The sequence below is a fragment of the Roseofilum capinflatum BLCC-M114 genome (assembly GCF_030068505.1).
Taxonomy (GTDB): domain Bacteria; phylum Cyanobacteriota; class Cyanobacteriia; order Cyanobacteriales; family Desertifilaceae; genus Roseofilum; species Roseofilum capinflatum.
Window position 1 is genome coordinate 14620 of the sequence record NZ_JAQOSO010000039.1, and the last position, 25456, is coordinate 40075.

At 46.5% G+C, this 25456-nt stretch carries 22 protein-coding genes and 4 pseudogenes; 11 read left to right on the forward strand and 15 right to left on the reverse strand.

Annotation, left to right across the window (positions count from 1 at the left end; all coding sequences use genetic code 11):
• The first annotated feature begins 14 nt into the window (after positions 1–14).
• From PMG25_RS07960 to PMG25_RS07970, 3 genes are all read left to right on the forward strand, one after another.
• Positions 15–1517 carry an efflux RND transporter periplasmic adaptor subunit gene (locus PMG25_RS07960; protein ID WP_283766368.1) on the forward strand — a complete coding sequence of 501 codons (1503 nt, stop codon included), beginning with the start codon at positions 15–17 and terminating at the stop codon, positions 1515–1517.
• Between the two features lie 5 nt (positions 1518–1522).
• Positions 1523–2740, forward strand: coding sequence for an ABC transporter permease (locus PMG25_RS07965; RefSeq protein ID WP_283766369.1), 1218 nt, complete (start codon positions 1523–1525; stop codon positions 2738–2740).
• Between the two features lie 169 nt (positions 2741–2909).
• Positions 2910–4334 carry an NADP-dependent isocitrate dehydrogenase gene (locus PMG25_RS07970; protein WP_283766370.1) on the forward strand — a complete coding sequence of 475 codons (1425 nt, stop codon included), beginning with the start codon at positions 2910–2912 and terminating at the stop codon, positions 4332–4334.
• 337 nt (positions 4335–4671) lie between these two features.
• Here PMG25_RS07970 and PMG25_RS07975 read toward each other — a convergent pair whose 3' ends face one another.
• From PMG25_RS07975 to nadB, 8 genes are all read right to left on the reverse strand, one after another.
• Positions 4672–5019, reverse strand: coding sequence for a HepT-like ribonuclease domain-containing protein (locus PMG25_RS07975; RefSeq protein ID WP_283766371.1), 348 nt, complete (start codon positions 5017–5019; stop codon positions 4672–4674).
• Entirely contained in the window at positions 4988–5329 is a 342-nt protein-coding gene (locus tag PMG25_RS07980) for a nucleotidyltransferase family protein (RefSeq protein WP_283766372.1), read from the reverse strand. Before PMG25_RS07980 ends, PMG25_RS07975 begins: the two co-directional genes overlap by 32 nt.
• A 220-nt stretch (positions 5330–5549) precedes the next feature.
• Positions 5550–5786, reverse strand: a complete 237-nt coding sequence (locus PMG25_RS07985; RefSeq protein WP_283766373.1) for a type II toxin-antitoxin system Phd/YefM family antitoxin — start codon at positions 5784–5786, stop codon at positions 5550–5552.
• Positions 5787–5915: 129 nt separating this feature from the next.
• Entirely contained in the window at positions 5916–6551 is a 636-nt protein-coding gene (locus tag PMG25_RS07990) for a PEP-CTERM sorting domain-containing protein (RefSeq protein WP_283766374.1), read from the reverse strand.
• Between the two features lie 198 nt (positions 6552–6749).
• Positions 6750–8378, reverse strand: a complete 1629-nt coding sequence (locus tag PMG25_RS07995; protein ID WP_283766375.1) for an ABC transporter permease — start codon at positions 8376–8378, stop codon at positions 6750–6752.
• Between the two features lie 79 nt (positions 8379–8457).
• Positions 8458–8751 carry a nucleotidyltransferase family protein gene (locus tag PMG25_RS08000; protein WP_283766376.1) on the reverse strand — a complete coding sequence of 98 codons (294 nt, stop codon included), beginning with the start codon at positions 8749–8751 and terminating at the stop codon, positions 8458–8460.
• 56 nt (positions 8752–8807) lie between these two features.
• On the reverse strand, positions 8808–9593 hold the full coding sequence (locus PMG25_RS08005) for a Uma2 family endonuclease (RefSeq protein WP_283766377.1): 786 nt from the start codon (positions 9591–9593) through the stop codon (positions 8808–8810).
• A 305-nt stretch (positions 9594–9898) separates the two neighbouring features.
• The gene (nadB, locus tag PMG25_RS08010) at positions 9899–11542 is read right to left on the reverse strand and encodes an L-aspartate oxidase (protein WP_347178771.1); all 1644 of its coding nucleotides are present in this window, start codon (positions 11540–11542) and stop codon (positions 9899–9901) included.
• A 276-nt stretch (positions 11543–11818) separates the two neighbouring features.
• On the opposite strand from nadB, the gene PMG25_RS08015 reads away from it, so the two are divergent.
• Entirely contained in the window at positions 11819–12577 is a 759-nt protein-coding gene (locus PMG25_RS08015; protein WP_283766379.1) for a hypothetical protein, read from the forward strand.
• Positions 12578–12934: 357 nt separating this feature from the next.
• Here PMG25_RS08015 and PMG25_RS08020 read toward each other — a convergent pair whose 3' ends face one another.
• On the reverse strand, positions 12935–13555 hold the full coding sequence (locus PMG25_RS08020) for a PEP-CTERM sorting domain-containing protein (protein ID WP_283766380.1): 621 nt from the start codon (positions 13553–13555) through the stop codon (positions 12935–12937).
• An 826-nt stretch (positions 13556–14381) separates the two neighbouring features.
• On the opposite strand from PMG25_RS08020, the pseudogene PMG25_RS24615 reads away from it, so the two are divergent.
• A pseudogene (locus PMG25_RS24615) lies at positions 14382–14468 on the forward strand (PEP-CTERM sorting domain-containing protein); the annotation flags it as partial.
• 188 nt (positions 14469–14656) lie between these two features.
• On the opposite strand, the gene PMG25_RS08030 reads toward PMG25_RS24615, so the two are convergent.
• The 3 genes from PMG25_RS08030 to PMG25_RS08040 are packed head-to-tail and all read right to left on the reverse strand — an operon-like array spanning position 14657 to position 16605.
• Positions 14657–15286 carry a Uma2 family endonuclease gene (locus PMG25_RS08030; RefSeq protein ID WP_283766382.1) on the reverse strand — a complete coding sequence of 210 codons (630 nt, stop codon included), beginning with the start codon at positions 15284–15286 and terminating at the stop codon, positions 14657–14659.
• A 46-nt stretch (positions 15287–15332) separates the two neighbouring features.
• Positions 15333–15944 (reverse strand): Uma2 family endonuclease, encoded by a 612-nt coding sequence (locus tag PMG25_RS08035; protein ID WP_283766383.1) that lies wholly within the window; start codon positions 15942–15944, stop codon positions 15333–15335.
• A gap of 46 nt (positions 15945–15990) precedes the next feature.
• On the reverse strand, positions 15991–16605 hold the full coding sequence (locus PMG25_RS08040) for a Uma2 family endonuclease (RefSeq protein WP_347178772.1): 615 nt from the start codon (positions 16603–16605) through the stop codon (positions 15991–15993).
• A gap of 160 nt (positions 16606–16765) precedes the next feature.
• Here PMG25_RS08040 and PMG25_RS08045 point away from each other — a divergent pair, with 160 nt between their 5' ends.
• Together PMG25_RS08045 and dcd are read left to right on the forward strand one after the other, a co-directional pair.
• The gene (locus tag PMG25_RS08045; protein ID WP_283766385.1) at positions 16766–18673 is read left to right on the forward strand and encodes a DNA-directed RNA polymerase subunit gamma; all 1908 of its coding nucleotides are present in this window, start codon (positions 16766–16768) and stop codon (positions 18671–18673) included.
• A 147-nt stretch (positions 18674–18820) separates the two neighbouring features.
• On the forward strand, positions 18821–19417 hold the full coding sequence (dcd, locus tag PMG25_RS08050; RefSeq protein ID WP_283766386.1) for a dCTP deaminase: 597 nt from the start codon (positions 18821–18823) through the stop codon (positions 19415–19417).
• Positions 19418–19633: 216 nt separating this feature from the next.
• Here dcd and PMG25_RS08055 read toward each other — a convergent pair whose 3' ends face one another.
• Positions 19634–20902 (reverse strand): RNA-guided endonuclease InsQ/TnpB family protein, encoded by a 1269-nt coding sequence (locus tag PMG25_RS08055; RefSeq protein ID WP_283766387.1) that lies wholly within the window; start codon positions 20900–20902, stop codon positions 19634–19636.
• 96 nt (positions 20903–20998) lie between these two features.
• On the opposite strand from PMG25_RS08055, the pseudogene PMG25_RS24405 reads away from it, so the two are divergent.
• The 3 genes and pseudogenes from PMG25_RS24405 to PMG25_RS08065 form a co-directional block, all read left to right on the forward strand.
• Positions 20999–21190, forward strand: a pseudogene (locus PMG25_RS24405) (IS200/IS605 family transposase); the annotation flags it as partial.
• Positions 21159–21371, forward strand: a complete 213-nt coding sequence (locus tag PMG25_RS08060) for a hypothetical protein (RefSeq protein WP_283766388.1) — start codon at positions 21159–21161, stop codon at positions 21369–21371. The pseudogene PMG25_RS24405 and the gene PMG25_RS08060, both read left to right, overlap by 32 nt.
• A 77-nt stretch (positions 21372–21448) precedes the next feature.
• Entirely contained in the window at positions 21449–22822 is a 1374-nt protein-coding gene (locus PMG25_RS08065) for a TerD family protein (protein WP_283766389.1), read from the forward strand.
• A gap of 28 nt (positions 22823–22850) precedes the next feature.
• On the opposite strand, the gene PMG25_RS08070 is transcribed toward PMG25_RS08065, so the two are convergent.
• Positions 22851–23600 (reverse strand): LmeA family phospholipid-binding protein, encoded by a 750-nt coding sequence (locus tag PMG25_RS08070; protein WP_283766390.1) that lies wholly within the window; start codon positions 23598–23600, stop codon positions 22851–22853.
• A gap of 319 nt (positions 23601–23919) precedes the next feature.
• On the opposite strand from PMG25_RS08070, the pseudogene PMG25_RS08075 reads away from it, so the two are divergent.
• Positions 23920–24972, forward strand: a pseudogene (locus PMG25_RS08075) (DUF4912 domain-containing protein); the annotation flags it as partial.
• A gap of 53 nt (positions 24973–25025) precedes the next feature.
• Here PMG25_RS08075 and PMG25_RS24620 read toward each other — a convergent pair.
• Positions 25026–25427, reverse strand: a pseudogene (locus tag PMG25_RS24620) (transglycosylase family protein); the annotation flags it as partial.
• Positions 25428–25456 lie beyond the last annotated feature (29 nt).

A 25456-nucleotide genomic window follows, 5' to 3' on the forward strand; every position in this document is an offset into this window, starting at 1 on the left:
CGGAACATTAAATCATGCAATTCCCCCTCATCCACCCTAAACTTGAAAAACCTCTGCCTTGGCTGGTGGGACTCGTCGCTGTTTCTGTCGTCACCGGAACAGGAATCATGTACCTGAGCAGTGGACGATCGACTTCTCAAGGGGAGGCGATCGCCTCCTTAACGGTTCCTGCCGAAGCCTCAACTCTCACCATTCGCATTAATGCCAGTGGCGTAGTGCAACCGGTTCGCCGAGTTAATGTTAGTCCTAAAGTGCAAGGACGCTTGGCTGAACTGTATGTGGAACAAGGCGATCGCGTGGAAAAAGGACAACGGATCGCCCTGATGGAGCGAGGAGAAATTGAAGCCCAACTGCGACAAGCTCAAGCGAGATTAACCCGCGTGCAAGCGGAACTCGATAAGGCGATCGCCGGAAACCGTTCTGAAGATATTGCCGAAGCCCAAGCCAGACTCAGACGGGCCCAAGCCAATTTAGCTGAATTGCAAGCGGGAAGCCGTCCAGAAGACATTGCCGAAGCTCAAGCCTCCCTCAACCGGGCCCAAGCTCTGGTCGCCGAAGCCCAATCTCGGTTAGATTTAGCCCAAGAACGGGCCCAACGCAATCAACAGTTAGCCGATGAGGGCGCAATTTCCAGGGATGAACTGGATCAACGGCTCGACGATCGCCGCCGCGCCCAAGCCTATCTCGCCCAAACCCAAGCCGGGGAAATTGAAGCCCAACGCCGTCTAGAGCGCTTGCAAAACGGCTCTAGAACCGAGGATATTGCCGAAGCCCAAGCCACCGTTGCTGAAGCCCAAGCCGCCCTAGAACGACTGCAAAATGGGACTCGCCCGGAAGATATTGCCCAAGCCCAAGCCCAACTCGCGGAAGCCCAAGGCAATGTGCAATACTACCAAGTGCAACTTGACGATACGGAAGTCCAAGCCCCATTTGCTGGCTTAATTGTGCAGAAATATGCCGACCCCGGAGCCTTTGTTACCCCAGTCACGGCTGCATCTTCAGCAGACTCGGCAACCTCGACCTCGATTGTGGCTTTGGCACAAGGCTTAGAAGTTCTTGCCAAAGTCCCCGAAGCCGACATTAGCCAAATTTACCCCAATCAAAAAGTAGAAATTGTGGCCGATGCCTATCCCGATCGCACCTTTGAAGGTCGCGTTCATCTGATTGCCCCGGAAGCCATTAATGAACGGGATGTTACTCTGTTTCAAGTGCGAGTAGAAATTGAAACTGGCTTAGACTTGCTCCAGTCGGGGATGAATGTGGATTTGTCGTTTGTTGGCGATGAACTTACGGATGCCTTAGTTGTGCCCACCGTTGCCATTATTACCAATCAGGGAGAAACCGGGGTGTTAGTGCCTGGCGATCGCGATCGACCTGAATTTCAACCAGTAACCATTGGTTCCGTCTTAGGCAATCAGATCCAAATTCTAGAGGGCATTGAACCAGGTCAACCCGTGTTTGTGGAATTACCCGACGGCAAAACCCTAGATGAAATCATTAAACGGGAGATCGAATAAAGCATATGGATATCTTAGAGAGCATAACCATTGCCGGTAAAACCCTGCTGGGCAATAAAGTCCGCAGTAGTTTAACCATGCTGGGCATTATTATCGGCAACTCTTCCGTAATTGCTATGATTGGCATTGGCGAAGGAGCGCAGAATTTTGTCCGAGCTGAGGTCGATTCCCTGGGGCCGAATGTTTTATTTGTTTTACCCGGTAGTCCAGAAGCTCAAAGACGACCCGTTTTTTCCCCTCAAACCCTGGTTCTAGAAGATGCCGAGGCGATCGCCGAACAAGTCCCCGATGTGGAAGCGGTTGCTCCCATGCTCACCGCCAGTGAAATGATTCAGTATCGGGGTCAAAATGTCTCCAGTTCCATTACCGGAAGTACCCCAGAATTGCTCCCCGTTCGGAGTTTAGATATTGCCAGAGGTCGGTTTATTACTGAATTGGATTTGAAGCGCCGAGAAACTGTCGTGGCTTTAGGATCGGAGTTAGCAGAACGGTTATTTGGCGACTTAGATCCTCTAGGGGAAACCGTGCGCTTAAAATCAGTTAGTTTTCGCGTCATTGGCGTGATGCAATCTAAAGGCTCATCTTTTGGGGATAATATGGACATGAGCGCCTATATTCCCCTGACGACGATGACCAATCGGATTACGGGCAACACCTCCCCCTATGGGACTCAAGTGACATTTATTTCGATTTCGATTCAGTCAGAAGATCGCATGAACGCGGCCAAGTTCCAGATTGAAAACTTGCTGCGTTTTCGCCATAAAATCACGGATGAGGATGATTTTACGGTGCGCTCTCAAAAGGAATTAATGAGTATTTTAGGGAGCATCACCGGAGCGCTCACGGTGATGTTGGCGGCGATCGCCGGAATTTCCTTACTCGTTGGCGGTATCGGTATTATGAATATTATGCTCGTCTCCGTGACCGAGCGCACCCAAGAAATCGGCTTGAGAAAGGCGATCGGAGCTTCAGAGCAAGATATCTTAATTCAGTTCATGATTGAAGCTGTGATTTTATCGATTATGGGTGGATTAATTGGCACAGGATTGGGAATAGGAGGAATTTGGATCATTAGTGCCTTGACCCCCCTAGAAGCCGAAATTTCCCTGATGGCGATTTCCACTGCCATTGGTGTTTCTGGAACCATTGGCTTATTTTTTGGCGTATTTCCAGCCCAACAAGCGGCTAAACTTGACCCCATTGTGGCCTTGCGGAGTGCTTAAGCCAACAAAATCAGATAGCCATTCCCCATGACCCATTTTTCCCTCCCCAGCACTAAACCTGGAAAAAAGATAAATCCTTGACCGGTTTTCCGAAAGGATCTGGTAGCCTGGTACGTGCTTAACCGAACTCCGGTAAGCACAAATCCTTAATGTTAGGAATGATTACCCTATGTACGAGAAAATTACCCCTCCCGAAACCGGCGAAAAAATCACCTTTGCTGAAGGTAAACCCGTTGTTCCCGACCATCCCATCATTCCCTTCATTCGTGGAGATGGTACGGGGGTAGATCTTTGGCCTGCCTCTCAGAAGGTCTTTGATGCAGCGATTCAAGCGGCCTATGGTGGAAAACGGCAAATTTCCTGGTTTAAGGTGTATGCGGGTGATGAAGCCTGCGATCAATATGGAACCTACCAGTATCTACCCGAAGATACTCTCAAGGCGATCGGCGAATATGGCGTTGCTATTAAAGGCCCCTTAACCACCCCCATTGGTGGCGGTATTCGCTCCCTCAACGTGGCTCTGCGGCAAATCTTCGATCTGTATGCTTGTGTGCGTCCCTGTCGTTACTATGCTGGAACGCCTTCACCCCACAAAACCCCAGAGAAAATGAATGTGATTATCTATCGGGAAAATACCGAAGATATTTACTTGGGTATTGAGTGGCGCGAAGGCACAGAGATTGTTAAGAAGTTAATTGAATACCTCAATAGCGATCTCATTCCTGCTACCCCTGAGCATGGGACAAAGCAAATCCGCCTCGACTCTGGCATTGGCATTAAGCCCATCAGTAAAACCGGAACCCAACGACTGGTGAAGCGGGCGATCGAAAATGCCCTGCGGCTGCCTAAAGAAAAACAAATGGTCACCTTGGTTCATAAAGGCAATATTATGAAATATACCGAGGGAGCCTTCCGTGACTGGGGTTATGAGTTAGCAACGACTGAGTTTCGCGACCAATGTGTTACCGAGCGCGAATCCTGGATTTTGAGCAATAAAGAAGACAATCCAGACATTAGTTTAGAAGACAATGCTCGCAAACTTGAACCCGGTTATGATGCTTTAACCACTGATAAAAAACAAGAAGCCTGTGCGGAAGTTAAGGCCGTTTTGGAGGCGATTTGGGAAAGCCACGGTAATGGCAAATGGAAAGAGAAAGTCATGGTTAATGACCGGATTGCCGATAGTATTTTCCAACAATTACAAACCCGTCCCGGAGAATATTCGATCCTCGCTACTATGAATTTAAATGGGGATTACCTCTCGGATGCTGCCGCCGCTATTGTTGGGGGGTTAGGCATGGGCCCAGGGGCCAATATTGGCGATACTTGTGCGATTTTTGAAGCCACCCATGGTACTGCCCCCAAACACGCGGGTTTGGATCGGGTTAATCCGGGATCTTTGATTCTTTCCGGAGTCATGATGTTGGAATATATGGGGTGGAAAGAAGCCGCAGACTTAATTAAAATGGGCATTGAAAAGGCGATTTCTAATCGAGAAGTGACCTATGATTTAGCCCGATTAATGGAGCCTCCGGTTAAGCCTCCTCTGAAATGTTCGGAGTTTGCGGACGCGATTATTAAATACTTTGGCTAAGTCCAGATTGGATCGGTAGGTTGGGTTTCACTTTCAAGATTACCAATCCTTTTAGGGTGAGCAGGAGCATACAGCAGTTTTCGCTGTTATGTGGTACACTTCGATCCCCCTTTCATGTCCGCTTGCGGAAAATCCCCCTTAAAAAAGAGGGGGACTTTCTTATTCCCCCCTTATTAAGCTAATCCTGTAGGGGTTTCGTTGAAGTACAATTTGGTATGTAGGGGCGAACGGCCGTTTCGCTTTGTGACATGAAACGCCCCTACAGATAGTCAACAAACCAGAAAATCTTGTCATATTGGATGATTTTTAGCCAAATTGAGAGGGTATCTTAAAACCCCTACAAGACAAGCTTATTAAGGGGGGTTAGGGGGGATCTTTTACTACACTCCGTTACAGCGCAAAGCGCTGTATCCCAAATAATTTCATCATCGACTGAAAAATAGGTGTGAACAATAATATTACGGAGTCCAATGATTTTCTGCCAATCAATTGAAGTGTATCGGTTGCGGATGTCTTCAGGGATACTTTTGGTTGCTTCACCAATAATTTGTAGATTGTGGACAACTGCATCAAATGTTCGTTCATCAGCAACCAACTGATCTTGAGACATTTGAGTGGTGTAACGTTGAATTTTATTGATGCTTTTGAGGATATCATCTAGGTAGAGACGAAGACTGCGTGACATAAACGGCCTCTGCTAAAACGGATTGGCTAATTTGGGATTTGAGGGAGCGTCGAGTGACCAGATCGACAGATTTTTGAAATAAATCTTCTAGAAAAAATTTCAAATCCATATAACCATCCAATGTGGCTGGCCCTTGGAATTCTACCAGAAAATCTAGATCGCTATCCGGTGTGGCTTGGTTACGAGCAGCAGAACCAAACAGAGCCAAGGATTTTACGCCGAGGTTATCTAAGGTGCTTAGGTGGTTTTGAAGGGTGGAAATAACGACTTCTTTATTCATGATTTGAGGAGCGACAGAATCGATTTTCATAAGATTACACTTGTATAATTCCTCTATTTTCTGATTATATCGCCGATCGCCACGGAGCTACCTTGAACAGAGCGATCGCCGCTTCTCCTATCTACCAAATGGTTTGTACATGGGGATAGCTGAGAATTTTTCGATCGCAAATGACTAAGGGGATATTATATCTGCGGGCGATCGCGACTAAGATTCGGTCTGCGGGATCTTTATGGAAGTTGTCGGGTAATCATTCTCCTAATGCGTCCCAAAGTTCAGACATGGGTTCATCAAATGTATCAGAAATGGTAATCGGCATTCCTCGTAGGGGATAGTTCTTCACTGATGTAGCTGATGATTGATAAGGAACAATCCGAGCCACGGGTAAACCGCGATCGGTCAGGATGACTTGTGATTGGGTGATGTTCATTTCTTCAATAATTGCAGCCAGCTTGATATCTGTTTCCTGTAGGTTGATATATTTCATAAGATGAGCTTTGTTAGGATTTTAATCTCCTTTCAATTATATGGCCGATCGCCACGGAGCCACCTTGAACGGAGCGATCGCCAGTTCTGCTAAACTAGCCTAGATGCGGCGATCGCCCTCAAGTTAGATTTAGCCCTGTTTCCGTTGACGCAGGAAACCGACACCCAACGCACCAAAGGCTAATACTCCTAAAACAGAAGAAGGTTCTGGAACGCTCTCAGGTGAAGAAACTTCCTCAACCCTCTCAAACTGCAAATCTTCTAGAAGAATGCCATCACTAGGCATAATATTTCGAGGTTGGTAAATTTCCACTCGCTTGATCGTAGGAAAATTGACTTCCAAAGTAAAGAATTCCCCTACACCGTCACTACTTCCAAAGACTTGATCAAAACCGATCAAATTACCGCCAGTAGATGAATCATAGGCATCTATTCGTACACCATTTAATCCAATATCAATACCAACAATACTTATACTAGAAACAACCGGCGCAAAAGTAGCTACAACTGGATTAGAACTTGTCCATATCAAACCATTAGTCATTGCGAAAGAACCTGAAGTCCCACTCAGTCCATGGTTATTTACCCACTGAGCATTTTGGAATTCTACACCATCATTAGCATAGAAGCTATCAATCGCTTCTCCATGGACACCATCATCAAAGTTGATTAATGCCGCTTCAGAACGATTGGGTAGCAAAACCCAAAACACTAAAGATGCCATGAAAATACTAAACTTTTGTTTTGCATTGAATAAATTCATCATTGTGACTCCCATACTGAGCATTGAACTACAGAAACCACAGAGGCCTCTATAAGTTAGTCAGTTTTTTTGGGCTGATTTTATGCAAAATCACGATTTTTGTAATAAAACGTTACATTTTGATCCCCCCTAACCCCCCTTAAAAAAGGGGGGAATCAGAAAAGTCCCCCTTAAAAAGGGGGATTTAGGGGGATCTTGATCTCACGCGCTAAACCGGCGAATCCTCAGACTCAGCAAAATCACCGGTAAAATCCCCACCAGCACCAGAGCCAAAGCGGGGCCGGCAGCTTCGGCTAGGCGTTCATCGGAGGCGAGTTGATAGGTGCGGATGGCGAGGGTGTCGAAGTTAAAGGGACGGATAATTAAGGTTGCGGGTAATTCCTTCATCACATCCACAAATACTAGGAGCGCCGCCGTTAATAGGCTACCGCGCATCATGGGGACGTGGATGCGCCAGAGGGTCTGAGTGACTCCGTAGCCGAGGCTGCGGGAGGCATGGTCTAAATTGGGGGTAATTTTGCCCAGACTGGACTCTACGGTTCCAAAAGCGACCGCTAAGAAGCGCACCAAGTAAGCGAAAATGAGGGCAAAAACTGTACCACTGAGGAGCAGACCGGTAGAGATGCCGAAGGTGGCTTGCATCCAAGCATCGACGGTGTTATCAAAGACTCCCAGGGGGATGAGAATACCGACGGCAATCACGGAGCCGGGGATGGCGTATCCCATGGAGGAGAGTCGAGCAGCGCTGTTCATGGCAACGGTGGGGTTTAAGCGCACTCCATAGGCGATCGCTACTGCTAAAATGACTCCCAAGAGCGCAGTCATGCCAGCGAGAATGAGGCTATTCTGGGCATATTCCCAAAATCGACCTTGGAGAGTGTCCGGGTTAGCGATCGCCATTTGCAGCAGCAGTCCAGCCGGGAGTAAAAAGCCACAGCCAATGGGAACCATACAGGCGATCGCCGCCAAACCCCCCCGTGTTCCGGTTAACTGGTAGGGTTGAATGGCTCGGAAGCGATCGCCACTTTGGTAATATTTGGCTTGCTGACGAGACCAGCGCTCTAGGATAATCAGCCCTAAAACAAACATCAATAACACAGAGGAGAGCTGGGAAGCGGCTGCATGTTCCCCCATGCCAAACCAGACACGATAGATACCCGTCGTAAACGTATCTACACCGAAATATTGCACCGTACCAAAATCGCTCAACGTCTCCATCAGAGCCAACGACAACCCCGCCATAATTGCCGGTCGAGCTAGGGGGAGCGCCACTTTGCGGAAACTTTGCCAGGGATTACAGCCCAGGGAGCGGCTGGCTTCCAGGGTACAGGTGGCTTGTTCCAGGAAGGCAACCCTAGTTAATAAATAAACATAGGGATAGAGAACCAAACTGAGCAAAATTATAGCCCCAAGGAGCGATCGCACGGGAGGAAACCAATAATCTTGCACCGTTTCCCAACCGAACAGACTCCGGAGCATCGTTTGCACCGGGCCGTAATATTCCAGAAACTCCGTATAGGTGTAAGCTAAAACATAGGCAGGCACGGCTAAGGGGAGCAACAGCGCCCACTCAAACCAGCGCTTTCCCCAAAACTCGCACATCGTCACCAACCAAGCGCATCCCACACCGATCAGTAATACCCCTATTCCCACGCCGACTATTAAGCCAAACGAGTTCAACAAATAGCGAGGTAACACCGTTTCCATGAGATGTAACCAGATTTCTCCCGTGTTAGTGAAACTACTGGCAACCACGCAAAGAATCGGAGTTGCAATTAACAGAGCAATCAGTATGACGGCGATCGTCCATCCTTTAGAAAACCAGATCATAATCAATGTTAATAAGGTTAACTATATTTGTATTACCTTTAAAATATATCTTGTAAAAAATCAGTTAAATCCCGTTGAGTCATATCTCAATCGCCTCCGCCCAAACCCTTTCCTGAATCCTCGGTTTCAACCCTCCATCGGTTACCACATCAACTGGCATCTCCAGTACTTCACTCAAATAATCTCGCAATTCTACCAACATCCAAAGGGTGGGCGCTCTCTCATAGCCAATTAAAATATCAACATCACTGTCCTCCGTTTGCTCGCCACGTGCATAAGAACCAAAAACTCGCATTTCTGTCACTCGAAACTGTTGGCGTACCAATTCCTGATGTTCCTGCAAAATACATTTAATCTCCTCTAGAGTTTTCATGGCTTGAAATAATCCCTTCTAGAATCATGATCCAAACTGATTATTCGGATTTGATATCATCCAACATCATCGGGGTTAATGCCATTTTCCAGAAGCAACCGCCGAAAGCGTTCTGCTCGCTGTTGTTGCTCGTCAGCCCGTTGTTGCTCCTGTTCAGCCCGTTGTCGCTCCTGTTCAGCTCGTTGTCGTTCCCGTTCTTCAGGCGTAGGAATCCAGTTGCCCGAAGCATCATAAAATCGTAACCAGAGGCGATCGCTATTATCGTACACACCTTGCCATAATCCTAAACCGATTCCCAGATGGGGTAACCATAAGCGATTATCCGGTACTTGTAACTCTTGATAGCGCTTCCCTTGGTGATGAAAGGCTCGGAAAGCACTATTTTTGCGATCGTAAACCACATAATAGGGCACTTGCAGAATTTCTTCATACACTTGCCATTTAGTTGGAGGTTCATCTGGTTCAGGCTCAGTTTCTCCCAAGTCCTCTTTTTGGGTACTCGCAGAGAGCAGTTCTACGACAATAAAAGGATTAACGCCCTCTTGCCAGATCACATAACTGAGCCGTAAATCCTGTTCTTCATACAATTTGGGGACTCCCACGACTCCAAACCAGTCGGGACGCTTGTATAGCCGCGTATTATTCGGGTCATAATAAATATTGAGATCCATTGCCGCCAGTACCCGTTCAGAGGGATAAGTGAACGGTTGAAAGGTTAAGCGCAACAAGGTCGCTTGTAGGGGATGGAATAGATCGGGCAAACCAGATTCTCCTACTTCTTCACTGGGTAAATCGTACATTGTTGGCAGGCTAGTTTGCTGCTTTTGAGAAAGGTTAACCATGTTCGTAATTACCTTATGATTGAATTACTTAGCGCTATAGAACTTTTAAATGAGTCATTCTGCCCTCATCCCCCTACCCCCTTCTCCTGTGGGAGAAAGGGGAAAGTATCATCTAGGTAGGGTGGGCAGGAGAAGGAGCGATATGATTAAAATTCTAGCAAGGATATCCTGCCCACCTTACGATGATTTGTCATCATATAGCAAACGTAAATGAGTTATAAATGGCTGCCCCTCATCCCCCAGCCCCCTTCGGCTACGCTCAGGGCAAGCCTTCTCCCGTGGGAGAGGGATTGAGGGAGAGGGCATTACCCTGAATAAACTTGGTTACCTTGAATTAAGGTATGCACTTGCCAATCGGCTGAGGGTTGGGGATAATCGTTGCGATAATGACCGCCTCGGCTTTCGGTGCGAAAGGTTGCACTTTTGAGAATCCAATAGCCAATATCGAGTAAATTTAGGGTTTCTGCTGCTAATTTTAATTGGGTTGCTGACTGTTCAGAGCTGAATTTTAGGTTGTCATCGGGGGATAAATTCTGCCAATATTGACCGATCGCACTCTCGAAAACTTCCGCACGCCAAGCGCTCACTGTGGCGATCGCTTCTTCTAATATAGACTGCTGGCGAGAAATGCCCGCACTGTGCCACATCAGAGCCGGTAATTGTTGGCGAATGGAGGCAATAAACAGTTGCTCGGCATCCCAGTCTACGGTTTCCGTTCTCGAAGTCGGCAGGGGAGCAACAGCCACCGGTTCTATCTCTAATTTCTGTAACTGAGCAGCAAATACAATACATTCCAATAGGGAATTACTCGCTAAACGATTGGCTCCATGGACTCCCGTACTGGCTGTTTCCCCGATCGCATATAATCCCGGTATCGAGGTCGCTGCCATCAAATCTACCGCCACTCCTCCCATCCAATAATGGGCTGCTGGCGCAACCGGGATCGGTTCTTGAAAGACATCAATGCCCCATTGCTGACACTTTTGGATAATATTGGGAAAACGATAGCGTACTTTTTCTGGGGCGATCGCCCGCAAATCCAGATAAACTGTCGCTCTGACGGGATCGGGGGCCGTTTTCTCCAAATGATTAAAAATCGCCCGACTGACCACATCACGGGGCGCTAACTCCCCTCTGGGGTCATAATCAAAGGCAAACCTGCGCCCCTGTTGATCAATTAAATGGGCCCCTTCTCCGCGCACCGCTTCACTGATCAGAAAATGGGGCGCTCCCGGTTTGCTCAATGCTGTAGGATGGAACTGGACAAACTCTAAATCCCTGATCGCCGCACCTGCACGCCATGCTAGAGCCACCCCATCCCCCGTACTCACGGGTGGGTTAGTCGTTTGGGCAAAGATTTGGCCGCCGCCTCCAGTCGCTAAAATCACTGCATTGGCTCTGAGCCAGATAATCTGATTGTTCCACAGTAAACTAATCCCTTGAATGGCAGCGCCCGGTGCATCTTGCCATAAACTGAGGGCAAAGGCTTGGGAGAGAACTTGAATATTCGATCGCTCGGAGACTCTCGCCGTGAGAATATCAATAATGGCGCGGCCGGTGGTGTCTTGGGAATGAAGAACCCTAGAGCGAGAGTGGGCCGCTTCTAGGGTAGTGGCGAGTTTATTGTTTTTGCGGTCAAAAGCAACACCGAGTTTCAGTAAAGAATCAATGGCTTCTGGAGCATGATTCACTAAAAACTCTACCGCCTGGCGATCGCACAAACCCGCTCCTGCCTGTAGTGTATCTTCCCGATGCAATTCTGGTGAGTCATCCTCGGCGATCGCCGCCGCTATCCCCCCTTGCGCCCATTTACTCGAACCCGTGCGAAGTTTATCTTTCGTTACCAGTAATATCCGATAGTGTGCGGGTAAACAGAGAGTGGCATAGAGTCCCGCAGCTCCGGAACCCACCACAATAATATCAAAGGCTCTAGAGAGGATAGGGGGCATTGAATAGGGGCTGTTCAATCGTTTCTCCCAGATGTAAACAGGTTTGACAGTTTTCCTATTCTATCCCCTTGGTTCCTTGAGCGCTTAATAAGGATGTTCTACATCTGCTGAGATCGCCAATACCGCTAGACTCATGTCTTGGAATTGTCCATCGCCTGCATAAATGTAACGTTTCATTACAATATCCGTGATTTTGCATAAAATCGCCCCGAAAAAACTGACTAACTTATAGGAGCGCTATTCGTTCCTGGTTCGTTAATGATCGGGATAAATTTTATGAAAGTCTTGATTTCAGGTGTTTTAGCGGGATTTGCCGCCATTGCCACAGCACAAGCTGCTTATGCAGATCCGTTTGAAATTAACTTATTCAGTGGAACCAGTTATAGCTCAGATACCGCATCCATGGATGAACTACTGGGAATCACGGGGTATACCATTGAAAGCTTTGAAGATACTGCCTTGGTTCCAGGGTTATCGATTTCGTACACCAATCCTACCACGGAACCCATCAGTGTGTTACCTGCCCTTTACAATGAAGCCCAGACGGGAATGTATACCAATAACCTTTGGGATGGTCATCATGCACTTGTGAATACGCCTCAAAACCAAGAGTGGGAGGGAGTCGGACTACACTTTCTTGCTGATCGGACTACATTCCATATTGAGGGTGGTGCAACATCTTTTGGTATCGGTTTGGGCAATTTTCAAACCAACATTACCTATCATGAGTTACTGGTGAATGGAGTGTCGCAAGTTGCCGCGATTGATACTTTACCAAGTTGGCGGACTGGTATTCACCTTCGCAATGGTTACATCCGCATTGATGCTCAACCGGGTGAACTCATTAACTCAGTCTCCTTTAATATTGGTAGCCGTCGTGATGGCTTGATTTTCGATCGCCTAGCCTTTGTTCCTGCGTCTGAAGAAACACATGAACCAACCTCAGTACCAGAACCCATGACAGGGTTAGCAGCAATGGGCATCACCAGTCTAGCGCTCCTCGGAAAACGCAAGCGTCACAACCGCAATCTCTAGGCAATTGTAGGGGCGGGTTCACCAAAATTTAGGAAAAAACGATCGATTTCTTAAACCCGCCCCCACCCTTGGGTCAATCAAGACCATGCACAACATTAGTAAATTATATATCAAGTCCGGATAATCAATTACACTATGTCATTGCGAATGGAGCGGAGCGGAATGAAGCAATCTCGATCATCTCCGAATCTTGGCTTTTCCGCTTCGCGGACATGAAAGCGAAGCTTGCGTGAAACGCGAAACGCGAAGCGCGAATGCTTCCCTTCGATCGCAATGACAATTGTTTAAACGGATTTGATAGAACTTAGGGTGCGTTAATAACGCACCCTACATGGTTCTGATATGCTGAAAGAGCAACTAATTCTGCTTACGCTTGAGAACTGTTGTACCTAACAGTCCCAGTGCTAAGAGTCCTAATGTAGCGGCTGGTTCAGGTACTGGTGTTGAATTGGCAATAAAAGTTCCAGTCCCTTCAGCTCCACTATATCCATCAACTTGCAAATAATAGGTACTACCTTGAGTGACGCTAACAGGTGTAATGTATGGTGCAAACACAGGCCCACTATCATCATTTGCAGCCACTTCAGTAAATGTACCAAAATCTGTCGGATCGAGAACTTCCCAAAGAGCCGCCTGGCTATCCATCCCTGTAAAGTAAAAGTCAACAAACAAATCTTCAGAGGCAACAAAGCTGTACCAAATAGAGCTTTGTACATTTGTCTCAAAACTGCACCAACCGTCTTGAGAGTTACAAGTGCTTGCTCCAGTTCCAGACCCTGGGGAAACTTCGCCCGCTTCTGCGGTTGCACCCGTATTATCAAAATTGATCAGGGTATCTAAGTCTAGAACCAGTGCATCGATTACATTGTCATTCACTGGAGAAGCTTGAGCTGATTGAGCTTGACTGATTGATAAACCTAAGCCAATAGTCAATCCAGCAGTGACAATTGAGAGTGATTTGAAGGAAGAGTTATTCATAAACCTATGATGCCTGCCCTATTTACTATCCAGTACAGTTGTTACTTTCCCACACCTCTGAGATTGTACTCAAGCCTTTCATACCCAACTTTACAGACTCTTTAAAATTACTATCAGAATTATGAAGCTTAGATAAAGATGATCCGAGAAATTATGTAATCTAGTTTCTACTAAACCCAAATCTGTCCGGGTTTCTGGCTCCTATTCGTAGTTTAAAGGAGCAATCTTTTGGGTGATCTCATCCACCCGTTCAGTGCAGATTAGGGAATAGGCAATAGCCAGTGTTTCCACTCTTGCCTTTTGCCTCCCCCCCTCCCATTACTAAAGCGCAAAGTGCTGTAACTTACCGGTTGAGGACACCTGGCCAATTGCGATCGCCTAGCCTTTGTTCCTGCATCTATCGATTTCTTAAACCCGCCCCCACCCTTGGGTCAATCAAGACCATGCACAACATTAGTAAATTATATATCAAGTCCGGATAATCAATTACACTATGTCATTGCGAATGGAGCGGAGCGGAATGAAGCAATCTCGATCATCCCCGAATCTTGGCGTTTCCGCTTCGCGGACATGAAAGCGAAGCTTGCGTGAAACGCGAAACGCGAAACGCGAATGCTTCCCTGCGATCGCAATGACAACTGTTTAACCGGACTTGATATTACAATCAATTCTCAGGAGACCTTTCATGAAAGCCTTGATTTCAGCTATTTTAGCCGGATTTGCAGCCCTCGCTACAGCGCAAACCGCTTATGCAGGGACATTAATGTACGCCTCAACATATCGGCACAACAGCACCGTATCTCCAACCAATGGTAAGCCGATTGTAGACGTACCAGAACCTTCTTCTGTTTTAGGATTATTAGCCTTCGGTGCATTGGGTGTCGGTTCCCTGCGTCAACGGAAACAGGGCTAAATCTAACTTGAGGGCGATTGATCACCAAATCTACAATATCAAATCCGGTTAATGGGTGATCCTAAAACCCTTTGATATTTCGGAGTGGGAGCATCTCGCTCCCTAGCTCCTTTTTCTGACTTTATATCAAATCCTTAATTAAAAATTCACTCACAATTAGCTCTAAAGCCAATGGTTCAAGCACATCGTCATAGGGAAATGCTATCACCCCAAACTCGGTGTAAATCTAACACAAAACCAGGTAAGACTTCTTCACCCGATAACTCGGTAGGATTCGATAAGATTTCTACATCTAAACCCACTCGATAAACTTCCACCGCTCTATTTTGAGGATCGATTAACCAACCCAATTTCGCCCCATTTTCCATATACTCTTGCATTTTCTCTTGCAAGGATTTCAGGGTATCCGACTCTGAGCGCAATTCCACCACAAAATCGGGGCAAATATTAGGAAATGTTCCCTTTTGTTCATCCGTCAGTGCATCCCAACGTTCTTGACTAATCCAACAGGCATCAGGAGAGAGATTCGCGCCATTGGGTAAAATGAATCCGGTTGAAGAATCAAAAGCTTGTCCCGGTTCGCCGGTATTTCGCCACCACAAATATAATTCGCCTGAAATACTCCAATTTCGTTGTCCAGTTTCCCAACCAGTAGGTGGATTCACGATTAATTCTCCTTGTGCAGTTCTTTCTAGTCGTAAGTCTCGATTACTGGCAGCTAGAGCTTCAAATTGTGCTTGTGTGACATAGAGCTTTAGGGTTGTGGGTAATGTTAGTAAGAGCGTTTCGGTTTCGGGTTTGGTGGGTGTCTGTACCATTTTGACCTCTTGTATCCTATGGATTTATTTTATCTGATTCTAAACTCTAACCCCAAACTCGGCGTAAATCTAACACAAAACCAGGTAAGACTTCTTCACCCGATAACTCGGTAGGATTCGATAAGATTTCTACTTCTAAACCCACTCGATAAACTTCCACCGTTCGCTGTTGAAGATCGATTAACCAACCCAATCTCGCCCCATTTTCCATATACTCTTGCATCTTCTCTTGCAGGGATTTCAGGGTATCGGACTTTGAACGCAATTCAACGACAAAATCGGGACAAATATTGGGGAATGTTCCCTTTTGTTCATCCGTCAAAGTATCCCAACGCTCTTGACTAATCCAACAGGCATCAGGAGAACGAGTTGCACCATTGGGTAAAATGAATCCTGTTGAAGAGTCAAATGCTTCCCCCTGTTTATTTTCTTCATACCAACGATCAAGTTGTGCGATGATACTGCGGTTACGTTTTCCAGTTTCCCAACCGGTAGGTGGATTCACAATTAATTCTCCTTTTGCAGTTCTTTCTAGTCGTAAATCTCGATTGCTGGCAGCTAGAGCTTCAAATTGTGCTTGTGTGACATAGAGCTTTATGGTTGTGGGTAATGTTAGTAAGAGCGTTTCGGTTTCGGGTTTGGTGGGTGTCTGTACCATTTTGACCTCTTGTATCCTATGGATTTATTTTATCTGATTCTAAACTCTAACCCCAAACTCGGCGTAAATCTAACACAAAACCAGGTAAGACTTCTTCACCCGATAACTCGGTAGGATTCGATAAGATTTCTACATCTAAACCCACTCGATAAACTTCCACCGCTCTATTTTGAGGATCGATTAACCAACCCAATTTCGCCCCATTTTCCATATATTCTTGCATCTTCTCTTGCAGGGATTTCAGGGTATCGGACTTTGAGCGCAATTCAACGACAAAATCGGGACAAATATTGGGGAATGTTCCCTTTTGTTCATCCGTCAAAGTATCCCAGCGCTCTTGACTAATCCAACAGGCATCAGGAGAGAGATTCGCGCCATTGGGTAAAATGAATCCGGTAGAAGAATCAAAGGCTTTCCCTAAATTACCATTGTCTTCATACCAACGACCCAATTGTACAATAATGCTAAAGTTACGTTCTCCAGTTTCCCAACCTGTCGGTGGATTCACTCTTAATTCTCCTGTTGCAGTTCTTTCTAGTCGTAAATCTCGATTACTCTCGGCTAGAGCTTCAAATTGTTCTTGCGTGACATAGAGCTTTAGGGTTGTGGGTAAGGTCAGCAAGAGCGTTTCGGTTTCGGGTTTGGCTGGTGTCTGTACCATATTCACCTCTGCGATCTTATGATTCATTTTAGGCGATCGCCTCTACAACCCAGATAAAAAGTCACCCATTCCCCATTACTCCCTCAAAGCGCTATAATAACAGATTGGGCTAGTCCAGTTTCTCAAGGCAGCGTTATTCACCACTCATTGAGCAGCAGCAATGAAAAATCAGCAACAACGGTTTGATTACGTCAAAATTGGTATTGCTTCTCCTGACCGGATTCGGCAATGGGGAGAGCGAACCCTTCCCAATGGGTCAGTGGTTGGGGAAGTGACCAAACCAGAAACCATTAACTATCGTACCCTCAAGCCCGAAATGGATGGCCTCTTCTGCGAGCGGATTTTTGGGCCAGCTAAAGATTGGGAATGTCATTGTGGAAAGTATAAACGAGTTCGTCATCGCGGGATTGTTTGCGAGCGTTGCGGCGTAGAAGTCACGGAATCTAGAGTGCGTCGCCATCGCATGGGTCATATTCAATTAGCCGCTCCAGTTGCCCATGTGTGGTACTTAAAAGGAATACCCAGTTATATGGCGATTCTGCTGGATATGCCTTTGCGGGATGTGGAACAAATTGTGTATTTTAATGCCTATGTTGTTCTCGATCCCGGTAATACGCCAGAAGTGGCCAAAACCAATGAAGAAATTCCCCCCCTCAGTTATAAACAACTGCTCAATGAAGACCAGTGGATGGACATTGAAGACCAATTGTATTCTGAAGAGTCAGAATTAATTGGCGTGGAAGTGGGCATTGGTGCAGAAGCCATTGAGCGCTTATTAGGCGATTTAGAATTGGAAACGGTAGCGGAACAACTGCGGGAAGATATCCTTAATTCTAAGGGGCAAAAACGGGCGAAGTTAATCAAACGTTTGCGGGTGATTGATAACTTTATTGCTACGGGTTCTAAACCGGAATGGATGATTTTAAGTATGCTTCCGGTGATTCCGCCCGATTTGCGTCCCATGGTGCAGTTGGATGGGGGGCGGTTTGCCACGAGCGATTTAAATGATCTTTATCGTCGGGTGATTAACCGGAATAATCGGTTAGCTCGGCTGCAAGAGATTTTAGCACCGGAGATTATTGTCCGTAATGAAAAACGGATGTTACAAGAAGCGGTGGATGCTCTGATTGATAATGGTCGGCGAGGTCGCACGGTGGTGGGAGCCAATAACCGGCCGTTGAAATCTTTGTCGGATATTATTGAGGGGAAACAGGGCCGGTTCCGGCAGAATTTGTTAGGAAAACGGGTGGATTATTCCGGTCGTTCGGTGATCGTGGTGGGGCCAAAGTTACACATTTACCAGTGTGGTCTACCGAAGGAAATGGCGATCGAATTGTTCCAACCGTTTGTGATTCATCGCTTAATTCGTCAAGGTTTGGTGAATAATATTAAGGCGGCCAAAAAGCTGATTCAACGGAATGATCCGAGTGTTTGGGATGTGCTGGAAGAGGTGATTGAAGGTCACCCGGTCTTGCTCAACCGCGCTCCGACGTTGCACCGGTTAGGGATTCAAGCCTTTGAACCGATGTTGGTGGAAGGGCGAGCGATTCAGTTACATCCGTTGGTTTGTCCGGCGTTTAATGCTGACTTTGATGGCGACCAAATGGCGGTGCATGTGCCGTTGTCTTTGGAGTCCCAATCTGAGGCGCGGTTGTTGATGTTAGCGTCGAATAATGTGATGTCTCCGGCGACGGGACGGCCGATTATTACGCCGTCTCAGGATATGGTGTTGGGATGTTACTATTTAACGGCGGAAAATCCTTGGGCGCAGAAAGGGGGCGATCGCTTTTTTGCCTCTTTAGATGATGCTATTCGAGCCTACGATCAAGATCAAGTAGAGCTACATACCTATATCTGGGTGCGGTATGACGGTGAGGTGGAATCCCCCGAAAAGGATGATGAAATCGTCTCCGAAGAACAGCTCGAAGACGGAACCGTTAACCGGGTTTACCTCTATCGTCGAGTGCGGGAAACGGCCGAAGGGGAACAGCTCTGCCAGTATATTCGCACGACTCCCGGTCGGATTATTTTTAATAAGACGATTCAAGAGTCTATCCTGAGTGTTTAGTGGTCTAGGGAGAGGGGCAATCTCGCCCCTCACTCGCCTTAATTCCCCTACGCGAGGGGAGATTAAGGTACACAGGATACGAACCTGATACAAGAAGGAAACACTTCATGTATGATGACTAAAGTCTTGATAAACTAGAATTCAGATATGCTCAAGAATGATAAGTGGATTGCCGAACAAGCCCAGAGTGGGATGATTGACCCGTTTGAACCTTCATTGATTCGGGCGATCGAAGAAGACCATGGATTAGTCAGAAAAGTCTTAAGTTATGGAGCCTCCTCCTATGGTTATGATATTCGATTAAGTCCTAAAGAATTTCTCATCTTTAAGCACATTCCCGGTACAGTCGTCGATCCGAAAAATTTTAATTCCCAAAATCTCGAATCTGTTCCCCTGCACCAGGATGAACAGGGAGACTTTTTTATTATTCCTGCCCATAGTTACGGTTTAGGTGTTGCCCTAGAGCGCCTAGACGTTCCCCCTAACATTACGGTCATTTGTTTGGGTAAGTCCACATATGCTAGATGTTCTATTATCCTGAATGCCACCCCCGCAGAAGCCTGTTGGCGCGGCCATCTGACCTTAGAACTCTCCAACTCTTCGAGTGCTGACTGTCGAGTGTATGCGAATGAAGGGATTGCCCAATTGTTATTTTTTGAAGGAGAACCCTGTAAGGTTACTTATGAAGACCGATTGGGTAAGTATCAGGATCAATCTCACCAAGTTGTTTTACCGAAAGTTTAAGTTAATGTAGAGTGTTGCCAAGCCTAAATTGTTTACCGCGTATTTTTGCTGGGCTGTTGATGCTCGCCATTCTATTAACTGTTAATATTGCTCCTGTACAAGCCTCAATTTGTCGTCAACAGGGCAATAATCGCATTTGTATTCTCACCATTAAGCGCAGTGCTAAATATTAGTGACGTTCTCTCCCGTCAAATCAAAGATTATGACGGGAAGCTCTCAAAAGAGACTAAGTTGAACCCATTCTCCTTTTAAAGTTTCTTGCTTCACTGGCTGACTAACGTCTAAGCCTCCACAAGCAGAAACGATGAGACCCACCGCCTGTATTTGTTCTATTGCTCGATTGAGAATATTCACCGCCGCATTTTCGTCGCGATCCATTATTAATCCGCATTTCGGACATTCGTGAGTACGAATTGATAGAGTCTTCGGAACTTTTGCACCACAATTGCTACAATTTTGACTGGTGCCGTGAGGATTTACTTTTACTACCCGGACACCGCATTTTACTGCCACTGTTTCCAAGATATTAATAAATTGTCCCCAGGCTACATCAAGAACTGATGAAGCTAATCGAGTACGGGCTAATCCCTTAATATTTAAGTCCTCTACTGCTATTAAGTCATAGGTTTTAACTAGGGCATGGGCTATTTTATAATGAAAATCTTTTCGCTGGCGGGCTATTTTTTGATGAAGTTTAGCAATTTGGTTTTGTTGCTTCAGATAATTAGACGAGCCTTTCTGTTTTCTTGCTAATCGACGTTGCTGATGGGCTAGATGTTTTTGAGCCTGGCGATAGTGTTGTTTAACGGCAACGGTTTCTCCGTTAGAAGTTGTTAAAAATTCTTTAAGTCCGACATCTGCTCCTACTGCTGATTTGATGGTTTCTAACGGCAATAGTTGAGCGATTGTGTCATCTTTAATTACCAAACAAACGTAGTAACCATCTGCTTTTTTGACAATTGATGCGGTTTTCAGTTCAAAACCTTCTGGAATAGGACGATGCCTGATAACGAGAATTTTCCCCAATCGTGTCGTTATCAGATTTTTCCCATCAAATTTAATTGTGGATTTCGGATGATTAACTCTCGAAAACTCAAACGATCTCAACTGTCCTGCTTTTTTAAACCTCGGTCGCCCTCCTCTCTTGCCACTTTTATCGGGGACTCTCCATTTTTTCCATGCCTTATCTAATCTTTGCAGATTAATTTGTTGCACTTCCGAATAGATTTCTTGGTATTCAGGGAACAAAACCTTGGTTTCTTTAAGTGCTGCTTGTTGCGTGTAGTAATTGACCTGTTCTGGTATCTCGCCAATAGGTTCAGACACTAAACTACATCGATCTATTTGAGAACGAGTTCGCCTTAAATAGTCCAACCTTTGACCTAAAGCATAGTTCCAATGTCGCCGCAGTAGTTCTAGCCACCAATCGATTTGGGCCGCCTGTTGATTTGTTGGGCGCAATCGGTACTCGTAGGTTAAAATCATTTTACCAGTATATAACTTACCGCTTGCAATGTCAACTCAGTATGATAAAGGATTTAGGTCGGTTTACGCACTTACCGCTCATCTTGTCTTGGTTACTTAAGTAAATTTATTGCTAATCTTAAAACGGTTTCTAGCCGTTTAATCCGTAAAGAATTTGACGATTATCTCCAACAATTTTATCGGAAACCTGTATTCTGGACTGGATCTTATTTTGTTGCTAGTTGTGGTGGCGTAACGGTAGAACAGCTTAAGCAATATGTCCAACAACAAGAAGTCCCCGGAAAATAAAGATGCCCTGCCGACATTTAGTTGGGAATATCGTGCATCTGTGCGAGTGAACGATCGCACCTATCCGATAGAAATCTATAATTGTCGTCAAAAAGTCCGGATCAAAGCGGATAAAACGATTGTTCCTTTTGCTCTAGATGGGCCGGGGCATTTAATTTGTAACCTTCTTTCTCACTCATAACCGCAAAACATAGGCTAGACTAGCAATAATTATAGAGTGTCTGTGTTGGTCAAGTAGAAAGTATTAAATTTAGATCTATGACTACGGAATTAAGCAAAGGGGCACGGTTGAATCTGTCCCAAAATTATCCCCAAGTGCAACACCTCCAGATTGAGGTAGGTTGGAGTGCTACAGAACCGGGCTATGAGGTGGATGGCTCGGTGTTTATGTTAGGGGCTAATGGTTTGATTCCTGCGGAAGAGTATTTTGTTTTTTATAATAATCCCCGATCGCCCGATCGCGCTTTGCAGAGAGTTGAAAATTGTGAAGAAGGTCGGCAACGGTTTATGCTCGATTTGAGCCAACTGAGTGCCCTGATTACTGAATTAGTGTTTGTGGTCACCATCCATGAAGGAGTCGAGAAAAATCAAAGTTTTCGCCACATTGAGCAGGCCTTTATGGCCATCTCCAATGCTCAAACTCAGGAAGAATTAGCCCGTTATGCCTTAACCGAACCCTTTACCTCAGAAACCGCCCTCGAATTTGGTCGCCTGTATCAAAAAGATAGCCAATGGCGTTTTCATGCCCTCGGTCAAGGCTATAATTCTGGATTACAAGGTTTTTTAGACCAATATCATCAAGAAGGAGCCACCCCACCTGCACCCCCCCAACCCTCTCGCCGAACAAAAGCGGTTGAGTTAGAGAAGAAATTGGAAAAGGAAGCACCCCAGTTATTTGATCTGGTTAAAAAAGCGGATATTTCTCTGCAAAAGGCGAATTTAACCGATCATCAAGCGCAAGTGGCTCTCTGTTTAGATGTGTCGGGTTCCATGTATTCTCTGTATAACTCAGGGAAGATTCAACGGTTAGCGGAGAAAATATTAGCCCTTGGTTGTCGGTTTGATGATGATGGAGCGATTAAAATTTTCCTGTTTGCAGGAAATGCCCAGAATCGGGGAGAGATGACGGTGGAGAATTTCCATAATTTTATCGGTCAAGCCTATAACCAATATGGGGGTGCAGGGGGAACGAATTATGCTCCCGCTTTGCAAGGGATTAGAAATGCCTATTTTCCTGATGGTGGGGGAGGAAGCCGACACTCTCCTTTGAAGGCGAATGTACCGGTTTACGTGATGTTTGTTACGGATGGGAGACCGTTCGATCAAGCTCAGTCTGAACAACAGTTACAGTGGTCATCCTATGAGCCGATTTTCTGGCAATTTATGGCTATTGGTCAGTCGAGTAAGGATGCTAAAGCCAAACGTGGAGGTATTTTAGGCTTTTTGAGTGGGGGGAGTCAGTTTGAGTTTTTGGAAAACTTAGATGATTTGGAGGGACGATATCTCGATAATGCGGATTTCTTTAGTGTGGAAGATCCGGAGGCGATCGCCGACCAAGAGCTGTATGATTTGTTGATGACAGAATACCCCAATTGGCTCAAAACTGCACGCGATCGGGGTTTGCTGTCCTAAGTTCAGGTGGGAGCATTCAGTCTAACCATCAGGGGAGAACGGTAATTTGACCGATACAGAAGATTTTTTCCGGGCTGATGTGGAGCTGTTCAAGGGCCACTTCAGTTCCGAGTTCGATATCGAGGGAGTCTAAGGGTTGGGTGAACCAGCCTGGTGGAGTGTCAATGGTAAGGGAATGGAAGTGTAGTAAATGACCCTGAATCAGGTCTAGATTGCTGTTTATTTTGAGACAGGCGTGAGGATCGTCAGGTTGAGGCCAGGTGGCTTCTAGGCTGAGTTGATGGTGACCGAGGGTAATGGTGTGCCACTGGGGGGAAGACGTGGCTAGGAGGCGATCGCCGCCATTTGTTTGACTGGCTTTGAGTAGTTCTCGCAGAAATTCGGTGAGTCCTTGGGAGAGCAGTCCTCCAGGGGTGAGGGAGTCTTGGAGTTGTTGGGCCGTAATTTGGAGTTGCCCCTTGACGAGAATGGGGTCAAGGAGACGCAAGGGTTTGCGCCGCAAAACTTGGGGTAAATTCGTGCGAATGGTGTCGGCTTCGAGCTGAAGTTGGCTCAGATGGAGTCCTTGGTAGATGGCTTGACTGGCTTGGACGGCGACATGGGGAATGAGACCGGATAGAATTTGGCGATCGCCTGCATCAATCCTCAGATGTAAATCGTGGATTTCTTCTGCTTGCGATCGGAGCCACAGTTGTAAGGCGGGAGAAAGTACCCGACTAATGAGACCGTGTTTACTGCCTGGACGGGTCTCTATTTCTCTCGGCTGCGCTGGGGTCATGAATAACTGTATTTGTTCACTCTGAGTATTTGTACTGCCTAATTTTAGGCATAATGGATTGTATTCTATCGTGTCTACTCACTTCTTTTTACCGATCCCTTCATATTGTCATGAAATGATGACTTAAATTCCTGATGAACCCAACAAAAGTCATCTTTCTATGACAAAAACATGGAGATCGAGCTGAGATCCCGTCAAATCACCCAAAATTCCCTGACGTTCCCCTTGCACTACCCTATTTTTTTTTGCAATATGTTAAGCAGTTGATCCCCAAGCTCAACCCTTGAGTTAACGATTAAGACATTAGGAGAGCCTGTCCATGACCAATAACCGTCCTCCCTTATCCGAGATGACCTTACGACAATTGCGTAAAGTCGCCAGTGAATATCAGATTTCCCGTTATAGCCGGATGCGTAAGTCCGAACTCCTGCAAGCCATTATCGAAGCCCAAAACTCTACTCATACATCTATGGACAACCATATGGAGACTGAACCAATGGACTCTCAAGAAACTGTAGAAGCTGCCAAGTTTGAAGTGGGCAACTCCTTTGATCCAGAAATTTTGGCTTCCGTAGATGACGGGTTAACAGATTTACCCATTGGTTATGGTCAACCCTGCATTGTCCTAATGCCTCGCGATCCTCAATGGGCTTATGCTTACTGGGATATTAGCAACGAGCAAAAAGAACAATTACGCATTCAAGGGGGACAACAACTCGCCCTACGAATTTACGATGTTACCGATCTCAACATCAACTACGAAAGCCCCCACAGTATGCAGGAATATCCCTGCGACGAATTAGCCAGAGAATGGTATATTCCCATTCCCATTAGCGATCGCATCTATGTCGTTGATATTGGTTATCGCTGTCCCGATGGTCGCTGGTTAATTCTGGCACGTTCTGCCCCCGTTACCATCCCCCCCATCTATCCCTCCGACTGGGTAGACGACAAGTTTATGACCGTAAACTGGGAAAAAACCCTCGGCAGTGGCGATCGGCTCCTCACCCTCGATCCCCCTGGCCGTAAAACCACCGAGGCCGATGAACTGTATCAACTCGCACGCGAAGCAGAAGCCAAACGTCTTGCCGGTTCCGTCTTTGGCTCCGAAACTGCCCAAGCTATCAGTTCCTACGTCTTCCCTTCTGGTGTAGGCAAATGGGCTGCCCCCGCAGCATCAGTGCAAACTGAATCTGGTGCAGGAATGACCACCTCTGGTGCAGGAATGACCACCTCTGGCGCAGGCTTAACCACCTCTGGTGCAGGAATGACCACCTCTGGCGCAGGCTTAACCACCTCTGGTGCAGGCTTAACCACCTCTGGCGCAGGTTTAACCACTTCAGGAGTAGGGCTAACCACTTCAGGAGTAGGGCTAACCACCTCTGGTGCAGGAATGACCACTTCAGGAGCAGGGCTAACCACCTCTGGTGCAGGAATGACCACCTCTGGTGTAGGCTTAACCACCTCTGGTGTAGGCTTAACCACCTCTGGTGTAGGCTTAACCACTTCGGGAGTAGGTTTAACCACCTCTGGTGTAGGCTTAACCACTTCGGGAGCAGGCTTAACCACTTCGGGAGTAGGTTTAACCACTTCGGGAGCGGGAGCAGGCTTAACCACTTCGGGAGTAGGTTTAACCACTTCGGGAGCAGGGCTAACCACTTCGGGAATGGGCTTAACCATGTCTGGTGCAGCAGAAACCATGTCAGGCGTAGGTTTAACCACTTCGGGAGTAGGTTTAACCACTTCGGGAGTAGGCTTAACCACTTCGGGAGCAGGGCTAACCATGTCCGGAGCAGGCTTAACCACTTCGGGAGCAGGGCTAACCATGTCCGGAGCAGGCTTAACCACTTCGGGAG